This window comes from Mucilaginibacter corticis (assembly GCF_007558865.1).
GTDB classification, from domain to species: Bacteria; Bacteroidota; Bacteroidia; order Sphingobacteriales; family Sphingobacteriaceae; genus Mucilaginibacter; species Mucilaginibacter corticis.
The window spans coordinates 1922613-1944403 of record NZ_VLPK01000001.1 but is presented as its reverse complement, the minus strand read 5'-3'; the positions used below and the strand labels follow the sequence as shown (position 1 = coordinate 1944403).

Below are 21791 nucleotides of genomic sequence, written 5' to 3'. Positions count from 1 at the left end.
CAAAGTGTATCATTGGGACACACTTCATTTGGCACACGCGCTCGGGCTAAAGGCAGGCCCTAAAACTCCATAAAACGATTGATCTTTATGTGTACCTTATCGCCCACGTTGTACTTGCCCGGCTCGTCATTTAGCAGCCGCAGGGTGATGCCGTCTTTGGCTACCAGCAGGTCTTCATAACTGCCTTTAAACAGCACTTGCTTTACCGTCCAGTTCTTGCGGGTCCAGCTGCCGGTGGGCGCGGCCCATTCGGGGTAGATCACCACATGCGCGGCACGGGTGTTGATGCCGCAATGCTTAGCTTCATCGGCGGCCAGCACGTTACAATTGGTAAGCAGCTTGGCCGTGTACAGGTTCTGCGGGTTCTGGTACAGCTTCTTGGGGTGCCCCATCTCAATGATCTGGCCTTCCTTTAAAACGATCAGTTCGTCAGCCATCGACAGCACCTCGGCCGGGTCATGCGATACCATGATCACCGTAAGGCCGGTATCATGCACCACCTGCCTGATATCCTGCTGCAAGCCCTCACGAAACGAGGTGTCTACCTGGTTAAAGGGTTCGTCCAGCAGTAAAACCTCCGGCCGGGTGATGAGGGCGCGGGCAATGGCCACGCGTTGTTTCTCGCCGCCGCTTAAAAAGAAGGCCTGCTTGTCAGCAAGGTGCAGTATGTTGAGTTGCTTGAGTACCTGGGTAGCCCGCTCCTCTTTGGCGCCGACGTCGGTATTGGGCATCAGCACGGCAATGTTGTCCCATACCTTAGCGTAAACGTTAAGGCCGTCGGTATCCTGGGTAACCATCTTCATCGCATCATGGCCGGGTATCAGCTTTTCTTCAGGCCCCCAGATGCGCTCGCCCTTAAAATGGATGCTCCCCTCATCAGGCGACAGCAAGCCGTAAAGCAAGCGCAGCAAGGTACTTTTGCCGCTGCCGCTCTCGCCTATTATGGCCGTTATCTTTTGTGGCTGGATGGCCAGATCGGTCCTTTTCACACCCGCGACACGCTCGCCGGGATAGGTTTTTGAGATAGCTGTGGCTTGTAAAAAGGGGGTGTCTGTCATGCCGCAAATATAGCTAAAACGACAAAAGGCTGTCTATCAAAACAGCCCTTGTCATTTTATATATGGAGTTGATGATGTTTAAAAGCCGAAGGTTAAGCCCACTGCGAAGTTCTTCAAACCGGCCTGCGCAGGACTGTTTTCAAACATGTCGTTAAAGTAATACTTGGCAAACAACCCTGCCGAGCCGTAACCAATACGGGTAAAGGCACCGTATTGCAATTTAGTGAAGTGGTAGTCGTCGTCAAACTTTTGTTTGCCGTTTTCATCGCTGATCTGCTTAACACGGCCGCCCAGTAGTAAACCAGCCTCAGGGCCTATAATAAATCGGAAGCGCTTGCCATTGCTGTACTCCCTTGTCCTGAACTCGAACGATAACGGCACACGCAGGTAGGTAGACGAGAAACGGTTCTTGCTGAAATGGATGCTATCCGTAACATAGGTTAAAACAGGCGCGTTTCTTTGTATAGTGATGTCTTTGCGCAGGCGAAGCAATGTCCAGTCGAACCCGCCTGACAGATAGATCTTGAAGTGCGGCGTAAAGCGATAGCCAAACTGCAGCACATCAAAACCCACATTGCTAGATTTCCATGAGCGATAGCTTAGAAAGTCATTCTTAGGCGACAGGGTGAAACTGCCGTTATCGATAAGTGTGGTCAAACCCAGATCGAACCGCGAAAAGGTGATCCCAAAGTTAAAACCCGATGGTTTGGCGTCATGAAGCAGCACGCTATCGCGGTGCGCCCTGAAGTCGCCAAATTTAACCTTTGTCTTTTTTGTGGTAGATATGGTGGTATCATTTCCATTAACAGTTGTAGTGGTGGTAGTAACCGTAGTTGTAGTTTGTGCAAAGCCCAGGCTTGCCGCGCCGCATAGCAATGCGGCTATTATTAAACGTTTCATTTTGTGTATGTATTTAGATTATATGCAAATTATTGTTTCTTAATTTTAATTACCCCAAGGTTTACCCCTGTTACGTTCGATTCGGTGTCGTCATCATCACTGTCACTAAACTCTATCAGTTTGTCCTGGCGTTTATCAACCTTTGCTATCAACACATTTATCAAACCTCCCAGGCTGCGTATGCCATGTTTTTTCGCAGGTTCTGATTCTTCATTCCCTGCGGATGCCATTACTATCGGTCTTTCAGTCACGGCCTGAGCAGATATGCCGGTAGCTTTGGGATTTAGCTTAACATCCGGCAAAACAGGTTTTGTATTAGCGATTGAAGCATCCGGTATAGCGGCAATTAATCGTTGATCGTCCGGCTTACTCTGTTGCACCTCATTGTCTTGGTTATTTTCCTTGTCGGTTACAGGCTCTATCACCTTGTGTACAGGCAAACTATTCTTATGTTGATGATTTGCAGCAACAGCAATCTTGTCTGATGGTTTAGCTTGGTCAACCGGGCCTGCATTTTGATTATCTTCTTTACTGATTGCGGGCTTAATATGTGTAGCAACTAATTTGCTCGGCTTATTATCCCCGGTTGTCGGTTTATCTTTCCTCAAAAACAAGGCCCCTGCGGTAAGCAGTACAACAATTGTAGCGGCGATGCTTAACCATGGCAAAACAGTTCTTGTAGATTTTTTGCCATCCAGTTCGTCGGCAATATTGTTCCAGACCATGGGTGATGGTTCTGCTTCAAAATCTTCAAACTTCGAGCTAAAGATCTCGTCAAACTCCTTATCCTGCATATCCATATTTCTTATCCTCCATTTTTAAAACCATGTCTTTTAATATTGCCCGTGCTCTTGATAACTGCGATTTTGAGGCACCTTCTGTTATACCCATCGTATCGGCAATTTCTTTATGCGAATAACCCTCAATAGCATACAGGTTAAACACCATTTTATACCCGGGCGATAGCTGCTGAATAATTGCCAGCAAGTCCTTTGCGCCCATATTTGTTAAAGCTGCCGGGTTAACAGACGGCTCATTGCCTGTCTCTGTCACATCCATTACCTGTACCAGTTTATGGTGCTTGCGGTAATACTCGATAGCACTGTGCACCATTATCCGCCTTAACCAGCCTTCAAAAGAACCGTCGCCCCTGTAATCATCCAGCTTCTTAAACATTTTAACAAACCCGTTTTGCAGCATATCCTCGGCCTCCATCTTATCCGTAGCATACCGCATGCAAACACCCAACATCTTTGATGCGAACTGCTTGTACAGCATTTCCTGCGCTTTACGTTCGCCTGCTTTGCAGCGGGCTATCAGTTCATCAATTGTATAGGTAGGTTTTAGTAGCATCATTTGTAAGTAAGATGAAGGATATGAACAAATGGTTGCATGGGGTTGTAAATAATTCTGATAATTATTTAAGATAGGCAAAATGAGAAGTATAAACAGGTTATTTATACACTCGCAAATTCGGAGAGAGAACGGATGATGTTTATTAAGTCAGTTGAAAGGTTTATTTCTCCCTAAACCTCTTATAGATCTTCACTGCCATCATCAACACAATGGAGAACGCTATTATCCCCACTACGCCAAAGATCCAATTGAGCGAATTTTTAAGTACCACCAGGAAAACTATGGCGAACAGAATGAGCGTTGCTAGCTCATTCCAAAGGCGCAGTTGGGTCGAGGTCCATTTGTAGATACCTTTGCGCATCTGGTTCATTTTATGCTGGCAGATAAAATGGTAAGCTATCAGGCCCGCTACAAAAGTTAACTTGATATGCATCCATGGCATTTGTAACCAGGCTGGCACCAGGCAAAGCATGGTAATACCGGCAGCCAAAACCAGGTACATGGATGGTGTAGTGATGATCCACCACAACTTACGCTCCATGATCTCAAACTGCTCTGAAAGGATAGTGCGCGCAGGCTCAGGTTTTTCCTGCGCTTCGGTATGGTAAATAAACAGGCGCACCATGTAAAATAGCCCCGCCATCCAGCAGACTACAAATATAATGTGTATGGCAAGAATGTATTGGTACATACCCCTTAACCCCCTAAAAGGGGAACTTAATGCCTATTTATTTAAGATAGCCCCACCGCTATTATTCCCCCTTTAGGGGGCTGGGGGGGGTATTGTTTAATTATTTCTACCGCATACTTAACATTATCAAAAGGAATATCAGGCATAATGCCGTGGCCCAGGTTAAATATGAAACCGTTCTCACCTTTCATGCGGTCAAACAAGCGGTAAATTCTTTCTTTAATTACTTTTTTATCGGCGTACAAAATATGCGGATCAAGGTTGCCTTGTACGGCTACGCCTTGCGGCAAACGTTTTTTAATATCCAGCAGATCAACATTCCAGTCTATCGAGATCACATCCGGTTTGGCCTCGGCCATTAGCGGGGCAAAAACCGAACTACCTTTACAAAAAGAAATAACCGGGATATCTTTCCTGTTTAATTTGCTAATGATCTCTGCGATATAGCGGTGCGAAAACTCTTTGTAATCGTCCCAGGCCAAAGCTTGCGCCCAGCTGTCAAAGATCTGTACAGCATTTACACCGGCAGCAATTTGCAGGTTAAGATAATCTGCGGTAACTGTCGCAATTTTTGATAATAGCTGATGCGCCATTTCTGGCTCATTGTGCAGCATCAACTTGGTAAGCTTAAAATCTTTTGACGAGCCACCCTCTACCAGGTAACTCATCACCGTAAAAGGCGCGCCCGCAAAACCTATTAATGGAATGCTGCCATTAAGGCGCTGCTGAATTACTTTTATCGCGTCAGCAACATATTGCAGTTCGCCCAGGCAATCGGTATTTAAGTTGTCGATGTCCTTTTGCGTACGTACCGGGTTGGCAAACTTTGGCCCTATGTTTTGGGTAAAGCTTAACTCGCCGCCCATGGCCTCGCCGGTAACCAATATATCCGAAAATAAGATCGCGGCGTCAATATCCAACAGATCAACCGGCAACATCGTTACATCGGCCGCTATCTCGGGCGTTTTACACATTTCCAGGAAAGAATATTTGTTCTTTATTTCCCAGTATTGCGGCATAAACCGGCCAGCCTGGCGCATCATCCATACGGGTGGGCGTTCGGTTGGTTCAGAAAATGCAGCTTTTATCATTAATGAGTCTCTCATGTTTTGTTTAGAATCAAGAGGCAAGAATCAAGATTCAAGACACTCTTTTATTTTGAATCCGAGAAAGATTCATCACCTCTTGGTTCTTGATTCTTTTCTCTTGATTCTATTTTACTATTTCTTATCTAATTCATCATGAAGGCGTTTTATCACTTCCTTCATTTTGGCGGTTATTTTTTCTTCATGCTTATCGGCCAATGCCAAATAGGCTTTAGCCTTAGCAAAATCATTATGCCTTATGCTGATATTGGCTACATGCACCAACGCGGCAACATGATCGTTTGCTGATCGCAGCGGGTATAGTGCCGCAATCTCATAATGTTTTTCGGCTTCATCATAATCCTGCTTTTGCAGGCAGATACCGCCAAATATAAATTCATAAAAGCCACGGCGTTTTTTACTCAGCCACTCCGGGTTATTTACCTGCAACAGGAGTGCCTCGGCTTTATCATAATCTTTATTATGGAATGCCTTGGCAGCCAGCACAATAGTGCCTTCTTTAAAATAGCCCCATATCAGCAGGAAAATAAACATTACTATGACAGCGGCCACTTCATAAACCCGCAGGTTAACAGCTACCGCCAGCATAATAATAAAAGCGCCTACAACTAATATGCGTGCCCTGTTGGTAAACATTAATTAGTGCTGATCTGTAAATTTATAGCCAACACCCCGTATAGAATGGAAATAAACAGGGTTCTTTGGATCAGGTTCAAAATATTTACGGAAGGTCAGGATAAAGTTATCAATAGTACGGGTTGATGGATAAACGTCATAGTTCCAAACAGTTTCCAGTATCTGCTCGCGCGATACGGCATCATTACGGCGCTCAATCAGCAGCTTTAGCAACATGGTTTCTTTTTTAGTCAACGGCGTGATGCTTTCATCGCCGTTAACTAACTCGAACGAGTTAAAATGGATGGTTTTATCGCCGATCTTGTAGCTGTTAAATTCTTTCAGATCATCACCTTTTAAGCTGCGTTTAACCAGGTTGTTTACGCGCAGTATCAGCTCTTCCAGGTTAAATGGTTTGGTCAGGTAATCGTCCGCGCCTTTTTTCAAGCCGGCTATTTTATCTTCGTTAGTGTTTTTGGCAGTAAGGAACATAATAGGCACCTCAGAGTTTTCCAGCCTGATAGTTTCGGCAACTACAAAGCCGTCAATTTCCGGCATCATTACGTCAAGTATCACCAGGTTAAAGCGCTCTTCTTTAAAGATCTGTAACGCTTTTTTACCGTTATTGGCGGTTGATACCTTATAACCTTCTAACTCAAGGTTAAGTTTAATTGCCTCTAAAAGATGTTCCTCATCTTCGGCCAGTAAAATTCTTTTCTTGCTTTGCATGTTATATACACTAATTTTTAATCGAATTTAGGCGAATTTTACGAATAAGACTAATTCGCTAAAATTCGTGCAATCCGTGTTTCGTTCTTAAAAAACAACCTCAAATACGCTTCCCACAGGGCGATTGTCTTTGACCCTGATGCTTGCCTCATGCTTATCCAGTACTTGCTTTACAATGTATAAGCCAAGGCCGGTACCTTTTGTATTACGAGTATCTTCACTGCCCACCCGGTAAAATCTTTCAAAAATACGGCTTTTTTCCTCGTCGGCTATACCTATGCCATGATCTGCAACCTGCAGGTATATTTTGCCTTCTTTTTGATATAGTTTAACGTCTACCGGCTCGCAAGGGCCGGAGTATTTTATAGCATTTTCAACCAGGTTGGTTACTACCGAGGTTAACGCGAACTTATCGCCGGTAAATTCAATTTTGGGTTCTATCTCGGCATTGATAATTTTCTGGCTGCCGTCGCATTTGGTTAGTTGCAAGCGGTTAACAATACTATCAACCAATACCGATAAGCTAAAGCTTGCTTTAGGGAAACTGTACGAGCGGTTTTCAATTTTTGCTGCCAGCAGCATATTTTCTACCATATCGTCCAACCGCTCAATATCCAGTAGTGATTTATCAATAAAGTCAAGGATCTGCGCTTTGTTGAGGTCTCGTTTTTGAATGGTTTGCAACAATAGTTTGATAGATGCCAACGGCGATTTAAGCTCGTGTGTTACCGATAGCAGGAAATTCTTTTTTTGCTCCTGCAGCCTTTGTTCCCGGTTAAATGATTTATGCAGGTAAATAGCGCCGACTACAAAAACCAGCACAAATACCATCCCCTCGCCCATGATCATACCGGTGCGGCCGGGTTGCGATTTAACCAGCATATAGCCCCACCAAATCAGTTCGGCTACGGCGTAGGTAATGAGCGCATAAAAAATCACAAAGGACCTTTTCATAATCAATTATTTTTTAAATACTAAATCCAGGCTATCAAATATAGCTCTTTTAGCTTTCTCCAAATCAATTTTAGTATGTGCCGATGATATAAAACCAACTTCATAGCCTGACGGGCCTAAATATATCCCGCGGTTGATCAGTTCGCGGTGTAATACTTTAAATTTCTCCATGCTGGCAGGATCTATTTCCTCGGCTGTGCTGATGGTTTCTTTACCTGTAAACGCGAACCAGAATATCGACCCAATGCTAAACACCTTAAATTTATAATTACGCGCTGTAGCAAATCGCTGTATAGCTTCGGTAAACTCTTCCGTCTTTTTGTGCAGGTCTTTGTAAAAGCCCATGCGTAGTAACTCGGTTAATTGCGCGATACCGGCAGCCATTGCAACCGGATTGCCTGAAAGTGTACCTGCCTGGTAAACGCCGCCATCAGGCGAAATATGCCCCATGATCTCGGCCGAAGCTCCATACATCCCCACCGGTAAACCACCGCCTATGATCTTGCCATAAGTGATAATGTCCGGCTTGATGTCGTAATATCCGGCAGCGCCTTCAAACCCTACACGGAAACCCGAGATCACTTCGTCAAATATCAACAGCGTTCCGTTTGCGGTACAAATTTCACGCAATGCCTGTAAGTATTCTTTGGTTTGCAGCAATAAGCCATTATTTGCCGGTATCGGTTCAATAATTACCGCGGCTATCTGGTCTTTAAATTCGGCAAAGGCTTTTTGCAAGGCTTCGGTATCATTAAGGCTTACAACAATAGTTTCGTCGGCAAATGATTTAGGCACACCTGCCGATGATGTTTCGCCAAAAGTCACCAGGCCCGAGCCTGCTTTAACCAGCAATGAATCTGAATGGCCGTGATAGCAGCCTTCAAATTTCAGGATCTTGTCGCGTTTGGTATAACCACGGGCCAGCCTGATGGCCGACATTACAGCCTCTGTGCCCGAACTTACAAAGCGCAGCTTTTGGATAAATTTATTGTTTTTGAGGATCAGTTCTGCCAGTTCATTCTCCAGCGCGGTTGGTGCGCCGAAGGACATGCCGTGCTGCATTACCTCAATTACTTTCTCTTTAACTTTTGGGTGGTTATGGCCCAGGATCAGCGGCCCCCATGAACAGCAGAAATCAATAAATTCGTTATCATCCGCATCCCAGATATGGCTGCCGTCGCCTTTTTTTATAAACAGCGGCGTACCGTAAACCGACTTAAATGCCCTAACCGGCGAGTTTACTCCACCCGGAAAAAACGTCTTTGCCTTAGCATACAGCTCTGCAGATTTTTCCCTGCTGATATCCGGCTTACCTGTAGTATTTACCGGCACATCATCCTCACCCGAAAACATTTTTTTTATTGAATCTAACATCTTTCTTAGCGTAAAGCTGAAAGCAAAAAGCTCAAAGCTTGTTTTATTTATCCAAATTGTTTCTGCTACTCAGCTTTCTGCTTTAGCCTTTCAGCTTTTCGCTCTCTACAGCCATTTATTCCCCAACACCTCTTTTGCGTGATACGTTAATATCGCGGTAGCGCCTGCACGGCGGATACTTGTCAACACTTCTGTAACCGCACGTTGCTCATTTAGCCACCCTTTTTGTACCGACGCTTTTAACATGGCATATTCGCCGCTTACGTTGTAGGCTGCAACCGGTAGTTCGGTATCGTCTTTTATTAATTTTATTACGTCAAGATAAGCTAATGCCGGTTTTACCATTAAAAAGTCGGCCCCCTCTGCCTCATCTAATCTTGCTTCAATTAATGCTTCGCGCTGGTTAGCCGGGTTCATCTGGTAAGTCTTTTTATCACCAAACTTGGGGGCAGAGTTTAAGGCATCTCTAAACGGATTATAAAACGCGCTGGCATATTTGGCCGAGTACGACATGATAGACACGCCTGTAAACCCGTTATCGTCCAATGTTTTGCGGATATAACCCACACGGCCATCCATCATATCGCTTGGCGCAATAATATCCGCGCCCGAGCGTGCATGAGCCAAAGCCATTTTTCCTAAAACCTCAAGCGTTTCATCATTTAAGATCTCGCCGTTTTCAACTATGCCGTCATGCCCGTCACTACTATATGGATCCATAGCTACATCGGTAATAACACAAGCCTCGGGGAAGTTCTTTTTCACCTCGCGGATGGCACGTAAATACAGGCTCTCGTCACGGTGGCTTTCGGTAGCATATTTATCTTTCAGCTCTTCGCTGATGTTTGGAAACAGGTCGAACGAGTTTAAGCCCAGCTTCAGGCAGCTCTCTATCTCGCGCAGCAAATTATCTATAGAATACCTGAAGATACCGGGCATAGATGCCACCTCAGTCTTCTGATTGTTACCCTCAATAATAAACAGCGGGAAGATCAGGTTAGCAGCGCTAACATGGGTTTCCTGCACCATTTGGCGGATAACTTCACTCTTACGGTTTCTTCTTGGTCTTTGTAACATATAGCCCCCCAGCCCCCTAAAGGGGGAGTTTCTTAATTTTTTATATTGACTTAGCCCATTATTCCTCCCCCTTTAGGGGGTCGGGGGGCTTACAGCCCAAACACCGCCTCTGCCAGCCCGACTTCATCGGGCGAGAAAGGCAACGTATATTTTACGCCCATTTCATCAAATTTTTTGCCGGTTGATTTACCAATGGCGATCACTTTTTGATATGGGTCTAACAAATTATCAGCAAAATAAGCGTCGACGTTTGACGGGCTGGTAAAAACCAGTACCTCGGCGCCTGTGCCTTCTACATCGTCTTCAAGCACTGTTTCATAAACTGCCAGGTCTATTACTTTGGTATCGGCAGATAAACCTTTCTGGATACTTTTTAATGAATCCTCGGCACCGGGGAATAACACCTGTGTGCCGTTGGCTACTTTGGCAAACTCTTCGGCTACGTCGGCCGAGTCATTGCCTAAGCCGGTAAAGTCGGCAAAGTGCCCTTTGCGGCGCAGCATTTCTTCACTGCCTGCACCCATCACCCCAAACTTAACGTCTTTAGGTAACAGCGGGTTTAGCTGGAAGAAGTATTCGACAGCATTTTTGCTGGAAAAAAAGATCCAGTCGATATGCTTTAGTATGTATGAATCTAACTTGGTAATAACCGGTACGGTACGGATCAATGAGCGTGCATCTATCTGCACATGATGTTTTGCCAATGCGCGTTTAAAATAGCTTTGGTCTGATACTTCGCGCGATATGAATACGCTTTTGATGATCTTACGATCAGGGTTAAACGCGGCAACCACTTTTGCCGAAAGGCCTTCTGTTTGTGGTGCTTCTAAAAACAACCTGTCCGGAAATTCATCACCGGCTTCGGCTTTCGAGGTGAATACCTGGAACAAGCCATCCTCTTTGCGGCAGTAGCACCCTAAAGGTAAATGGCAGCCACCGCCAAACAGTTTTAATACGGTACGCTCAACCGCCAACTCTTCTGCAACATCCGGGTGGTGCAGTACCTGTAAGGCTTCAAATAATTCGGTATCGCTTTCGCGGATCTGGATGGCTAAAACACCTTGTGCAGGCGCGGGCACTATTTCGTTAGGTGTAAGTTCTTCAACATGAAACTCGCTCAAGTCGATACCTAAACGGCTTACACCGGCCTTTGCCAGCATAATGGCATCGTATTTTTCTTCGCGCAGTTTGTTGATACGGGTGGGTACGTTACCGCGCAGGTCTTCAATTTCAAGATCAGGCCGGTAAGCCAGCAGTTGTGCCTTACGGCGATTGGATGAGGTACCTACAGTAGCACCGTATTTAACAGACAGTTTTTGTTTAACATCCACGCAGTCTTTCAAGATCAACAGCAATTCAGATGGGTCTTCCCGTTCTGATACTGCCGCGATGATGAGTCCCGGAGGGTTTTCTGTAGGCAGGTCCTTGTGGCTGTGTACCGCAATATCAATGGTGCCTGCCAGTAATTCTTCTTCAAGCTCTTTGGTAAAAAAACCCTTGCCTTCTAATTTATCAAAACTTAAATTAAGTATGCGGTCGCCTTGCGTTTTAATGATCTTCAATTCAACATTGATATTCACTTTTGCCAGACTGTCCTTTACAAAATTAGCCTGCCATAGCGCCAATTCGCTGCCGCGGGTTCCTATAATTAATGTTCTTTCCAAAGGGTTACTTTATTTGCAACCGCAAATTTAATTTTTTATACCGATGGTTATAGTTTTTATTAATGTTATGAAAATTAGGTGACAACTTAATGAGCGATTGAGTGAATTAGTGAGTGAGTGAATGGAAAACAATTAATAATCTGCCTTTCGACTGTCCCTTAAAAAGTTATTATTCGCTTCTTAAGCTTTTTACAGGGTTGGCAATGGCCGCTTTAATTGTTTGAAAACTAAGTGTGAACAATGCCGTAAAAAATATCCCTGCTCCGCTTATCGCGAAGATCCACCAGCTAAAGCTTGTACGGTCGGCAAAGCCTTGCATCCATTTGTGCATAGCCAGCCATGAAACCGGGCAAATAATAACGAATGACAGCATTACCAAATAAACCAACTCTGTTGATAGTAAGGTTACTATCTGCGTTACAGAAGCACCCAGTACTTTACGTACGCCAATTTCTTTTGTGCGCTGGTTAGTTGTAAATACCGCCAGGCCAAACAAGCCCAGGCAACTTATAAATACGGATAAGCCGGTAGCCCAGCTCAATAATTGCGAAATATGCTGCTCTTTATTATACAGGCCGATAATTGATTCATCAAAAAAATGATAGTCAAAATCATCATCCGGGTAAATGCTTTTCCACGCTGCCTGCACTTTAGCGATAGCGGTCTTCCAATCATTACCGCCCGCATTTTGGGGCTTTAAAGCAATATGAAACGTACCCTGGTATCGCATATCTTCGGGGTAGATCGCCATCGGCTTGATAGGGGCGTGTAACGATGCCTGGTGAAAATCGCCAACAATACCTACTATTTCTCGTTTTTGCGTTTTATCAAAAAACACCAGTTTGCCAATGGCGTCTGCAGGGTTTGTAAACCCGAGTATGTGCGCGTAAGTAGTATTTATCAGCATTGCCGATGATGTATCGCTTTGCTTAATATTACGTCCGGCCAAAAGTTTGATTTGATATATTTTAATATAATTTTCGTCGCCTGATTTATGGTAAAGCTCTGTTTTGATCTCTTTTTTGCCATCGCGATAGCTAACATCATTTGAGCTCCATCCACCTGATGACGGAACATCGCCGCCCAGGCTAACCAGTTCAACCTGCGATAAGCTTTTTATCTTATTAATAAAAACTTGTTTTAAGTGCGCGTCCTGGTTTTTCCAGGGGATGTTGATATATACAATAGCTTCTTTTTTAAACCCCAGGTCTTTGTGCAAGGCATAGTAAATTTGTTTACTTACTACCAGGGTAGCTATTATAAAAAATTGAGCGATAGCAAACTGTGTAACAGTGAGCGATTTGCGCAGCCATGACCTGCCTGTACCCTCGGTCGCAGAAAATTGGTTCTTAAGTATTTTAACAGGCTGGTAGCGCGATAACACCAGGGCCGGGTAAAATCCGGAAATGAAACTGACCACCACAAGCAGCACCAACGCAAAAAGAAGTATAACCGGTTGGCTTAATAAATTAAATTTCACCTCCGCAGAAATAAAACCCGAAAATAGCTTTAAAACAACCGGTACTAACGCCACTGATATGATAACGGCCAGTAGCGTAACAAAAAATGTTTCGCTTAAAAACTGCCCGATCAGTTGCAGACGGGTGCTGCCCATAGTTTTACGGATACCTATTTCTTTGGTTCGCTGTGATGCTTGCGCAGTGGTCAGGTTAATGAAATTGATACAGGCAAGCGCCAGTAAAAACAAGCCGATAACCATTAAACCGTATAAAGTAGGCTTGTTAACAGCTTCAGTACTGATAGCATGGTAGTTTTCGTTAAAATGGATATCGTTTAGTGCTTGTAATCTAAAATTGGTTTTATAGCCGTCTTTTCCCTTTTGATCGGGCTGATATTTAAGCAGGACTTTTCGTAGCTGCTGCTCGATACCCGTTACGTTAGATGCAGGCGTAAGTTTAACAAAAAATTGCGACGAACCGTTTGTTGCAGCCCACTGCGACTGCTGTTCTTTAAGATTTTTATTTGTTTGGATAGTAGCATACGAAATAAAATCATGAAACTTAAAATCGGTGTTTTCGGTAAATGGTTCAATAATTCCGCATACGGTTGTTCTTATGGAATCGTCATAAACAACCTGCTTCCCCAACATATCCTGGTAAGATAAAGCCGGGAAATATTTCTTTGCCTGATCTGCAGACAATACTACCTGGTTTAACTGGTTGAGCGCAGTTGCCGAGCCTGCAAGCCAGGTGTATGAAAAAATATCAAAATAACGCTTATCCGCATAAACAATATCATCAACGTTTTTAAGCTTGATCTCTGACGGGCCGGGGATATTTACTTTATAATTTTGCAGGTAAACCGGTGCAGAATTTTCAATGCCGGTAACTTCGTTTTTTACCGCGTCGGGCAAACGGCCGGTTACTCCTTTATTGTAAAAAGGCTCGCCCGAAAACATATAATCTGTAACAACACGATAGATGCGCTCTTTGTCTTTGTGAAACTTGTCGAACGTAAAATCATGATAAACGATCAGGAAAATAACCAGCGAGGCACTGATACCTATAGATAAGCCGATAACATTGATAAACGTTAACAGCTTATGCCGCCTGAAATTATATAATGCTATTTTGAAGTAATTTTTTATCATGATCAAATAAGATTAGGATTCTTTACTCAGACTTTAAACTATTAACCGGATTAGCTAACGATGCTTTTACAGTTTGCCAGCTCACGGTTGCAAGGGTTATCAGCAGCGCGCCTGCTCCGGTTAGGGCGAAAATCCACCAGGACAGCTCTACACGGTAGGTATAATGCGATAACCATTGTTGCATAAAGTAATTAGCCAGCGGCATAGCAATCAGCAGCGATATGGTTACCAATACCACAAACTCTGTTGATAGTAAGCGCCATAAACCAACAACCGAAGCGCCTAAAACCTTGCGTACGCCTATCTCCTTTTTGCGTTGCTCTGCTACAAACGACGCCATACCGAACAGCCCCAGGCAACTGATAAAAATAGCCAGTATGGTAAATACGCCGGCAAGCTTGCCTACGCGCTCTTCTGTCGCAAATTTTTTGGCGTAATCAGTATCAACAAAATGATAGTCGAATGGGCTTTCCGGATCGTAAGCGTTATAGATCTTTTTGATCTTGGGCAAAGCTTCCGCCATGCTCATTTTAGGGTTAACGCGAATTTGCAAAACATCGCCCGTGCCTTTCAAAAAACCATACAAAGTAGGTTTGGCGGGCTCAAACGGCGACGTTACTACATCTTTAACAATACCTATAATGGTATAATTACTGTCAAAATGCACTATTTTACCCAACGGATTTTTCAAATTCATAAAATGGGCCGCCGATTCATTAATGATAATGGCCGAAGAGTCAGTACCCAATTCAGGTGAAAAATCACGCCCTGCCATTATCTTCCAACCCACGGTTGCACCATGATCACGGCTAACAGCAACAATCCCGAAATTATCCTGCAGTTTAGGATCTTTTCCCTCCCAGGATAATCCGCTAAAGTTGTTCCATATTTCAGTAACCGGGCTGGTTGCAATACTCATGGCCGCTACCGCTCCTGATGTAATCAGATCATGCTTAAAAGCTTCATAATGCTGAGTACCGCCGGTAATATTTTGCGTCAGCAGCAGTCCTTTTTGGCTATAGCCCACGGGCCTGTCTTTAGAGTAATTAACCTCCATAAATATCACCACGGTACCTATAATCAGCGCTACCGACACTGCAAATTGTACCACTACCAAGGCCTTACGTGGTATGGCAGCCATCTGGCCTGCCTTAAAAGTTCCTTTTAATACTTTTACCGGATTAAATGACGATAAATAAAGCGCCGGGTAACTGCCCGCAAGCACGCCGGTAAACACCGTAAAGAATATGCACAATAGCCAAAAAAAATAATTAGTGTAAGGGATATGAATATCGCTTTGAGCAACTTGATTAAACCATGTCAGCGATAGTTGTACCATAAGCAAAGCGAAGAAAAAAGCCAGAAAAGCCAGCAACAGCGACTCGGCATAAAACTGTGCGACCAATTGACTGCGTAACGAACCTATCGCTTTACGGATCCCTACCTCTTTGGCACGTTTCTCGCTACGTGCCGTGCTTAAGTTCATAAAATTGATACAAGCCAGTAATAGCACAAACACGCCTATCATGATAAACATTTTGACAAACTGAATTTCGCCGCCTACGTTTTTACCATTTTTAAATTCCTGATATAAACGCCAGTCGCCCATGCGTTGCAAAAATAATTGCGCTTTAAACGACAAACCAACCTCATCATGATTAAGCGCCAGCCCTTTCATTTTCAAATCTTTGATGTGAGTGTTCACCACATTAATATCAGCGTTTGGTTGTAATTCGGCATATATCGCCCATGAATTTCGCCCCCACATGGTTACCGCGTCTTTTAAGTCGGGGCTGGTGGTCATGTATAATTCCCATGAAGCTATATAATCGCTGTGCTCTTTAAGTGATGTTGTTTTAGGCAAGTCTTCATAAACACCGGCAACCTTTACATTTAATTTATTATCGATTTTTAATGGACGGTTAATAGGATCGACATCGCCAAACAATGCTTTGGCTAATGATGCCGATAAAATTACAGACGAGGGATCTGATAAGGTATTTAGCGAGCCTTTTAACCTGCGAAGCGTAAACATTTCAGGGCCTTTTGCTTGCATAAACATGCCATTAACGCGTAGCTTACGATTATCTGCCGTCAAAACATTTTGGGTAGGGCGAACCATTACTACTGCTTTAAAATCGTGCTGATACTCGCGGCTTAACTGGTAACCTAATGGCATAGGTAATGATCTGTTGGTGTTAACCTCGCCGTTCATGGTTTCATTTTGTATTACCCTTACTATGTTTTTATAATTTTTATGGTAATGATCAAACGTAAATTCATTATAAACCCATAAGCCTATTAGCAGGGCTACCGCCATGCCGATGGATAAACCGCCGATGTTGATCAAAGCCGTAAACTTATTTTTACTCAGGCTTCTCCAGGCTATCTTTATGTAATTTTTGATCATACTTAAATGAATAAAAATATTCATTAAAAAGCACACAATACTATGCCATTAAAATAAATACCTATATATCAATACATTACAAAAATAAAGAGTGCACTATTGTAATAAAAACGAACAGTACCCGTGCGGTTACGAAACAACGTCGGCAAATTTCTCCATATAATTTAAGCCCCTGTCCAATTTTGCTAACCCCGGTCGTCATTAAGGTATAATTTCAACAAAAAAAATACACAATGGAACAAAGAATTAATGCTTTTGAGAAAGCACCGGGCGCTTTAAAGGCCCTGTATGGTGTAGGCGGTTATTTGGCTAAATCCCCCGTTGAGGGCCGGCTTTTAGATCTGATCTATTTCAGGGTATCGCAAATTAATGGTTGTGCTTTCTGTTTGGATATGCATTCAAAAGACCTGCGCGCCAAAGGCGAAACAGAACAGCGCCTGTACATGATAGCTGCCTGGCGCGAAGCTACCGTTTACACTGACCGAGAGCGCGCCGCGCTGGCCTGGGCCGAAGCCGTAACCAAACTTACCGGCAATGATGTGCCTGATGCTGTTTATAATGATGCCAGAAAACAATTCTCAGAAACCGAACTGATAGACCTGACACTGGCCGTTACCACCATCAATACCTATAACCGCATCAATATCGCGTTCCGTACGCCGGCTGGTAGTTACCAGGTTGGGCAGTTTGCGTAAATGCTTAAACCTGTTAAGACTTACGAAGTTTTTTAAACTTCGTAAGTCTTTTCAATCCTAAGTGTCTTTTAAATCTTTAAGATCTAAATATGTAAAACTGGGGCGTTTATTTTTTTCGATATAAAAGCGAATCAACAAGCTTAAATTTTTTCTACTTATATTTAAATTGTCAATTCTTAAAGATATTTCATTGCTATCAAGCTTTGTTTTATAAGTAAAATGATAATAAGTAGATCTTCCCATTTCTAATTTAGTTACACCAGCTTCGGTTATATATTCCCAATAATAAAATGGGTTGTTAACTGTTTGTAAGCCTTTTTCATTCAGTATTATTTGAGGCGATTCATTTGTAAAATTTTTTAATTTAAAATACAAAAAAGCGCCGCCAACTACAAAGCACAACAAAGCACCTGCTAAATAATCAATACCAAGTGTTAGACAATATATACCAAAGACCAATGCCAATATGGATAAAACTATAGTGACTAGCTCCTTTGATTTTGAGTAATATATCCTGGTTTCTTCAGGGATTGGATTAGTAACAACAATGTTTGGCGTGGTAAATTTCATTTAGCTTTAGATGCTATCTAAGCTATAAAATTACATTGACAAAAAATAATTAACGGCAAGTTCCTGTAGGATGACAACACCAAAAACGTACACGGGCAGAAAACCCGTATCGTTGTAAACATAACGGCTTTACGCCCATTGTATTGCGCGCTAAAAAATATAGTCGAAAAACCTTATTTTGACGAGATACGCCTTGTATTTTTGATCGAAATAAAGACAATCATCCTTATGCAAAGCGTTTTTTCACAGACATATTTTCACGGTACCAAAGCTGACCTAAAGATAGGCGACCTGATAACCATTGGTATGAACTCTAATTACGGACAAAGAAACCAGGCTAAATACATCTACCTTACAGCTACGCTGGATGCTGCAATTTGGGGCGCTGAACTGGCTCATGGCGAAGAAAGTCAACGTATATATTTGGTAGAGCCAACGGGCCCGATAGAAGATGATCCTAATTTAACAGACAAAAAGTTTCCGGGTAACCCTACTCTGTCTTACCGTTCAAAACATCCGTTTAAAGTCGTTGGCGAAATTACGATCTGGCAGGAACACCCTGCAGAACAAGTCAAAGCCATGAAAAACGGGTTAGCAAAATTAAAAGAACAAGGTATAGAAGCTATAGAGAATTAAGCTGTTACATAATCGGATGTTTACACATGCGTAAACTTGTTAAGACTTACGAAGTTTTTGAAACTTCGTAAGTCTATTACCGCTACTATATTTCATATAGACTATAAAAGTGCACCAGCTTTTTCAATAGTTCCTGATCGATATTTAAATTATTGATCTTTACTTCTACTTTTTCATTATCGGGGGGCTTATATACCAGGAAATAATGCCTGCCACCTCTGCCCATCGACATGCTATCTATATCAATTGCTTTTATTTGTTGCCATGTATAAAACTGTTTATAGGCAGTCTGGATACCTTTTTTATTTAGTATTATTTGAGGCGATTCATCCAAAAACATGTTTATCCTGGCATATAAAGAAAGTCCTGCAAAAATAAAGCATATCAACGCTGCAATTAAAACACCAAATATCAGGTTGAATATTCCAACGCAAAGGATGACCAAGGAAAACCACATTTTACTCACCGCACGAGTTTTAGAATAATATATCCTGGTTTCTTCGGGGACTGGATTGGTTGCAACAATACTTGGCGTGGTAAACTTCATTTAGCTTTAGATACTTTCTAAGCTATTAAATTACATCGACAAAAAAGTTATTAATGAAAAATTGCATGGATGCTGAAACAAGTTCAACATGACATTCCGTAAGATTTGTTGGGGAGTTTGACTAATTATTGATCAAAATATCTTTAGCCATTACCATAGGTACGCTAATGTATTTTTTCTCCATATAGTTGATCACTTTTTCCAATACTTCGCGCGATTGGGCGTCCATGCCAAGCAGTTCGTCGGCGAAAACGCTATTGATGGCGGTGTTGCGGATCTCTTTGATCTTTTCGGGTACCTGGCGCATGGCCAGTTCAACCTTGCGTTGTTTAAGCTGTAAACAAAACTCGGTTATGTTTTCTTCAATGATGGCTTCGGCGTGGGTAAGTTCCTGGTAGCGCTCCTGCAGGTTACGCTTGGCAACTTCGTTCAATGAACATACCTCGATAAAGTTAACCGGGAATTGCTCTAAAACCTCGGGTGCGGTATCATTAGGGATAGCCAGATCGACAATGGTTTTTTTGCTGGTTTCGCCGTTTAGCAATGACGCGTAGATCTCGGGTGTAATGATAGGCTCGGTTGCTGATGTACAGGTAATGATCACATCAAAACCTTTGTTGTAATCTTTTAAAGCATCCAGCGTAAAAGCTTCGCCATTCAGATCGACAGCTAACTTCTGCGCTTTTGACAGCGTGCGGTTAAATACCGCGAAGTTGCTGAATTTATGTTTTTGAAGATATTTTGAAATTGTTTGGTTGGTTTCGCCTGCGCCGATGATGAGGATACGGGCATTTGAACAAAGGCGAAGGTCATTTAGCTTGCGGTAGGCCAATGATACTACCGAGATGGGGTTTTTTGAGATGTTGGTATGTGTGTAAACCTCTTTAGCTGTTTTGACGACACAATTCATAAACATTCGTAAACCATCGCCGGTAAGGCCTTCTTCACGGGCGCTGTCATAAGCCTTTCGCAGCTGGGCAAGGATCTCCTTCTCGCCTACTATCAGGCTCTCCAGCGAGCATGACATTCGTAACAAGTGGTTCAATGCCTCGCGGCCTTCGTAAATTACGGCGGCATCAATAAATAAGCCGCTGTGGTGCGAACAAAGGCCGGTATCTAATTTAGCAATGAATTTTTTGGCAAACTCTTTATCAACCACATGCGGGGTAAGCATTACAAACTCTACACGGTTGCAGGTAGCCAGGTAAAATAGTTCGGAAATGCCAAATTCGGCTTTCACTTCATGGAGCTTATCCGTTAAGTTTTCCTCACAGATCACCAACTTCCCCAGCTCCTTCAATTCGATCTGTTTGTGCGTAAAAGCTATTACCTTTAAATACTTCAAAGCATTTTTAAATTTGACCCAACAAAAATAGCATCTTGAACCACAACCAATGTCAAAACTTTGTCATACAGTGGTATTTAGAATGCTTATAAATAATCGCGCTGTTTTTATTAAAACATCTGTTTAACAGCAAAAAACGTAACTAAACCATACAAAACGGCATCAAAATTACAAAAATGATAAAAAAGGCAAGTCTGCTGATTCTCATAATTGGCTACCTGTACACAGGGATCAATCATTTTCGTAACCCGGCGTCATACATCCGCATTATTCCGCATTATATTCCGTTTCCCATATTTGTAAATTATTTGTCGGGCGTAATCGAAATTTGCTTCGGACTATTGCTTGCTTTTAAAAATACCCGCACTTATGCAACATTAGGTATTTGTTTGATGTTAATAGCCTTTTTGCCCGTACATATCCAGATGATCATTGATGCACCATTTACCTTAGGTACGTTTACTGTTACCCCTTTGGTTGCCTGGCTGCGTTTGTTGTTACAGCCGCTGTTGATTTTGTGGGCGTGGTGGTATGTAAAAACGGAACGTGTAACAACTCCGCATAAAAATCATCTATAATTTGGTTGACGTTGCTGATTGTGGTAATATTGACTATCTCACAATGATCAAAAAAGAATATTTCACACTCCCCGGCGCTAAAGGCAGGGCCATGCTGATGGACCTTACATACGACAGCCGGCATAAAACCGCTCCGCTTGTTATCTTTGCCCATGGCTTTAAAGGTTTTAAAGACTGGGGTACGCATAACCTGGTGGCAAATTATTTTGCACAAAATGGCTACCGGTTTTTAAAGTTCAATTTTAGCCATAATGGTACCACGCCCGATAATCCTATTGACTTTGCCGACCTGATAGCCTTTAGCGATAATACATTTTCGATTGAGTTGGACGACCTGAAAGCGGTGATTGATTTTGCCTGCAATGGTTCGGCTATACCCCGTGCCGATGGTGTTTATCTGATAGGCCATAGCATGGGCGGCGGCATCAGCATTATTAAAACTGCCGAGGATAAGCGCGTAAAGAAACTGGTAAGCATGGCATCATTAGCCACATTTTATAATTTATGGCCAAAAGCTGCCGAGGAACAATGGCGCTTACAGGGAATTTTGTACATGCTTAACAGCCGTACCAACCAGCAAATGCCGTTAAAGTCAACCCTGCTGGATGACATGCATCGCAACCCGGGTAGGTTGGACATCCTGGCGAAAGCGGCAACCATAACCCAGCCCTGGCTGATCGTCCACGGCGACGAAGATAAAACCGTACCGCTTAGCCATGCCGAAGATCTAAAGAAAGCGCAACCCAAGGCTGAACTTTCCATCATTAAGAATGGCGACCATACCTTTGGCGGCACGCACCCCTATGCTGCAAACACATTACCGGCACAGTTGCATGATTTTTGCGACCGCGCCATTAACTTTTTTAATAAATAAA

21 protein-coding genes are annotated in these 21791 nt (G+C 43.1%); 4 read left to right on the top strand and 17 right to left on the bottom strand.

Annotation, left to right across the window (positions count from 1 at the left end):
* Positions 1-59: 59 nt before the first annotated feature.
* From FO440_RS08490 to FO440_RS08425, 14 genes are all read right to left on the bottom strand, one after another.
* Positions 60-1058: an ABC transporter ATP-binding protein gene (locus tag FO440_RS08490; RefSeq protein ID WP_144247758.1), complete on the bottom strand. Its 999-nt coding sequence runs from the start codon at positions 1056-1058 to the stop codon at positions 60-62.
* A 78-nt stretch (positions 1059-1136) separates the two neighbouring features.
* Positions 1137-1958 carry an outer membrane beta-barrel protein gene (locus tag FO440_RS08485; protein WP_144247757.1) on the bottom strand — a complete coding sequence of 274 codons (822 nt, stop codon included), beginning with the start codon at positions 1956-1958 and terminating at the stop codon, positions 1137-1139.
* A gap of 29 nt (positions 1959-1987) precedes the next feature.
* Complete coding sequence (locus tag FO440_RS08480; RefSeq protein WP_144247756.1) at positions 1988-2758, bottom strand: hypothetical protein; 771 nt, start codon at positions 2756-2758, stop codon at positions 1988-1990.
* Positions 2742-3311, bottom strand: a complete 570-nt coding sequence (locus FO440_RS08475; RefSeq protein ID WP_144248237.1) for an RNA polymerase sigma factor — start codon at positions 3309-3311, stop codon at positions 2742-2744. Before FO440_RS08475 ends, FO440_RS08480 begins: the two co-directional genes overlap by 17 nt.
* A gap of 163 nt (positions 3312-3474) precedes the next feature.
* On the bottom strand, positions 3475-4005 hold the full coding sequence (locus FO440_RS08470; RefSeq protein WP_144247755.1) for a CopD family protein: 531 nt from the start codon (positions 4003-4005) through the stop codon (positions 3475-3477).
* A 41-nt stretch (positions 4006-4046) separates the two neighbouring features.
* Entirely contained in the window at positions 4047-5111 is a 1065-nt protein-coding gene (gene hemE, locus FO440_RS08465) for a uroporphyrinogen decarboxylase (protein ID WP_144247754.1), read from the bottom strand.
* A 114-nt stretch (positions 5112-5225) separates the two neighbouring features.
* The gene (locus FO440_RS08460; protein ID WP_144247753.1) at positions 5226-5747 is read right to left on the bottom strand and encodes a tetratricopeptide repeat protein; all 522 of its coding nucleotides are present in this window, start codon (positions 5745-5747) and stop codon (positions 5226-5228) included.
* 3 nt (positions 5748-5750) lie between these two features.
* Complete coding sequence (locus FO440_RS08455; RefSeq protein ID WP_144247752.1) at positions 5751-6455, bottom strand: response regulator transcription factor; 705 nt, start codon at positions 6453-6455, stop codon at positions 5751-5753.
* Positions 6456-6542: 87 nt separating this feature from the next.
* Positions 6543-7409: a sensor histidine kinase gene (locus FO440_RS08450; protein WP_144247751.1), complete on the bottom strand. Its 867-nt coding sequence runs from the start codon at positions 7407-7409 to the stop codon at positions 6543-6545.
* 6 nt (positions 7410-7415) lie between these two features.
* Positions 7416-8783: a glutamate-1-semialdehyde 2,1-aminomutase gene (gene hemL / locus FO440_RS08445; RefSeq protein ID WP_144247750.1), complete on the bottom strand. Its 1368-nt coding sequence runs from the start codon at positions 8781-8783 to the stop codon at positions 7416-7418.
* A 105-nt stretch (positions 8784-8888) separates the two neighbouring features.
* Complete coding sequence (gene hemB, locus FO440_RS08440) at positions 8889-9860, bottom strand: porphobilinogen synthase (protein ID WP_144247749.1); 972 nt, start codon at positions 9858-9860, stop codon at positions 8889-8891.
* Positions 9861-9949: 89 nt separating this feature from the next.
* On the bottom strand, positions 9950-11524 hold the full coding sequence (hemC, locus tag FO440_RS08435) for a hydroxymethylbilane synthase (protein ID WP_144247748.1): 1575 nt from the start codon (positions 11522-11524) through the stop codon (positions 9950-9952).
* A 169-nt stretch (positions 11525-11693) separates the two neighbouring features.
* Positions 11694-14135, bottom strand: a complete 2442-nt coding sequence (locus tag FO440_RS08430) for an ABC transporter permease (RefSeq protein ID WP_144247747.1) — start codon at positions 14133-14135, stop codon at positions 11694-11696.
* 22 nt (positions 14136-14157) lie between these two features.
* A complete protein-coding gene (locus tag FO440_RS08425) occupies positions 14158-16545 on the bottom strand; it encodes an ABC transporter permease (protein WP_144247746.1) in 2388 nt (795 codons plus the stop codon).
* Positions 16546-16778: 233 nt separating this feature from the next.
* Between FO440_RS08425 and FO440_RS08420 the strand changes: the two genes are divergently transcribed.
* The gene (locus FO440_RS08420; RefSeq protein WP_144247745.1) at positions 16779-17240 is read left to right on the top strand and encodes a carboxymuconolactone decarboxylase family protein; all 462 of its coding nucleotides are present in this window, start codon (positions 16779-16781) and stop codon (positions 17238-17240) included.
* A gap of 57 nt (positions 17241-17297) precedes the next feature.
* On the opposite strand, the gene FO440_RS08415 is transcribed toward FO440_RS08420, so the two are convergent.
* Complete coding sequence (locus tag FO440_RS08415) at positions 17298-17810, bottom strand: hypothetical protein (protein WP_144247744.1); 513 nt, start codon at positions 17808-17810, stop codon at positions 17298-17300.
* 228 nt (positions 17811-18038) lie between these two features.
* On the opposite strand from FO440_RS08415, the gene arr reads away from it, so the two are divergent.
* On the top strand, positions 18039-18446 hold the full coding sequence (arr, locus tag FO440_RS08410; RefSeq protein ID WP_144247743.1) for an NAD(+)--rifampin ADP-ribosyltransferase: 408 nt from the start codon (positions 18039-18041) through the stop codon (positions 18444-18446).
* 85 nt (positions 18447-18531) lie between these two features.
* Here the strand turns inward: arr and FO440_RS08405 are convergent, their stop codons facing one another.
* On the bottom strand, positions 18532-18993 hold the full coding sequence (locus tag FO440_RS08405; RefSeq protein WP_144247742.1) for a hypothetical protein: 462 nt from the start codon (positions 18991-18993) through the stop codon (positions 18532-18534).
* Between the two features lie 121 nt (positions 18994-19114).
* Positions 19115-20338, bottom strand: a complete 1224-nt coding sequence (gene hemA, locus FO440_RS08400; protein WP_144247741.1) for a glutamyl-tRNA reductase — start codon at positions 20336-20338, stop codon at positions 19115-19117.
* Positions 20339-20514: 176 nt separating this feature from the next.
* Between hemA and FO440_RS08395 the strand changes: the two genes are divergently transcribed.
* Both FO440_RS08395 and FO440_RS08390 read left to right on the top strand, forming a co-directional pair.
* Entirely contained in the window at positions 20515-20916 is a 402-nt protein-coding gene (locus FO440_RS08395) for a DoxX family protein (protein WP_144247740.1), read from the top strand.
* A 43-nt stretch (positions 20917-20959) separates the two neighbouring features.
* Complete coding sequence (locus FO440_RS08390) at positions 20960-21790, top strand: alpha/beta hydrolase (protein WP_144247739.1); 831 nt, start codon at positions 20960-20962, stop codon at positions 21788-21790.
* Position 21791: the final 1 nt, after the last annotated feature.

Excerpts from the sequence above, each read along its gene's own strand:
- FO440_RS08485 (WP_144247757.1), bottom strand. The coding sequence starts at position 1,958 with ATGAAACGTTTAATAATAGCCGCATTGCTATGCGGCGCGGCAAGCCTG.
- FO440_RS08475 (WP_144248237.1), bottom strand. The coding sequence starts at position 3,311 with ATGCTACTAAAACCTACCTATACAATTGATGAACTGATAGCCCGCTGC.
- FO440_RS08450 (WP_144247751.1), bottom strand. The coding sequence starts at position 7,409 with ATGAAAAGGTCCTTTGTGATTTTTTATGCGCTCATTACCTACGCCGTA.
- FO440_RS08490 (WP_144247758.1), bottom strand. The coding sequence starts at position 1,058 with ATGACAGACACCCCCTTTTTACAAGCCACAGCTATCTCAAAAACCTAT.
- FO440_RS08470 (WP_144247755.1), bottom strand. The coding sequence starts at position 4,005 with ATGTACCAATACATTCTTGCCATACACATTATATTTGTAGTCTGCTGG.
- FO440_RS08415 (WP_144247744.1), bottom strand. The coding sequence starts at position 17,810 with ATGAAATTTACCACGCCAAACATTGTTGTTACTAATCCAATCCCTGAA.
- FO440_RS08425 (WP_144247746.1), bottom strand. The coding sequence starts at position 16,545 with ATGATCAAAAATTACATAAAGATAGCCTGGAGAAGCCTGAGTAAAAAT.
- hemE (WP_144247754.1), bottom strand. The coding sequence starts at position 5,111 with ATGAGAGACTCATTAATGATAAAAGCTGCATTTTCTGAACCAACCGAA.
- FO440_RS08480 (WP_144247756.1), bottom strand. The coding sequence starts at position 2,758 with ATGGATATGCAGGATAAGGAGTTTGACGAGATCTTTAGCTCGAAGTTT.
- hemB (WP_144247749.1), bottom strand. The coding sequence starts at position 9,860 with ATGTTACAAAGACCAAGAAGAAACCGTAAGAGTGAAGTTATCCGCCAA.
- FO440_RS08420 (WP_144247745.1), top strand. The coding sequence starts at position 16,779 with ATGGAACAAAGAATTAATGCTTTTGAGAAAGCACCGGGCGCTTTAAAG.
- arr (WP_144247743.1), top strand. The coding sequence starts at position 18,039 with ATGCAAAGCGTTTTTTCACAGACATATTTTCACGGTACCAAAGCTGAC.
- FO440_RS08390 (WP_144247739.1), top strand. The coding sequence starts at position 20,960 with ATGATCAAAAAAGAATATTTCACACTCCCCGGCGCTAAAGGCAGGGCC.
- FO440_RS08430 (WP_144247747.1), bottom strand. The coding sequence starts at position 14,135 with ATGATAAAAAATTACTTCAAAATAGCATTATATAATTTCAGGCGGCAT.
- FO440_RS08395 (WP_144247740.1), top strand. The coding sequence starts at position 20,515 with ATGATAAAAAAGGCAAGTCTGCTGATTCTCATAATTGGCTACCTGTAC.
- hemL (WP_144247750.1), bottom strand. The coding sequence starts at position 8,783 with ATGTTAGATTCAATAAAAAAAATGTTTTCGGGTGAGGATGATGTGCCG.
- FO440_RS08455 (WP_144247752.1), bottom strand. The coding sequence starts at position 6,455 with ATGCAAAGCAAGAAAAGAATTTTACTGGCCGAAGATGAGGAACATCTT.
- FO440_RS08460 (WP_144247753.1), bottom strand. The coding sequence starts at position 5,747 with ATGTTTACCAACAGGGCACGCATATTAGTTGTAGGCGCTTTTATTATT.
- FO440_RS08405 (WP_144247742.1), bottom strand. The coding sequence starts at position 18,993 with ATGAAGTTTACCACGCCAAGTATTGTTGCAACCAATCCAGTCCCCGAA.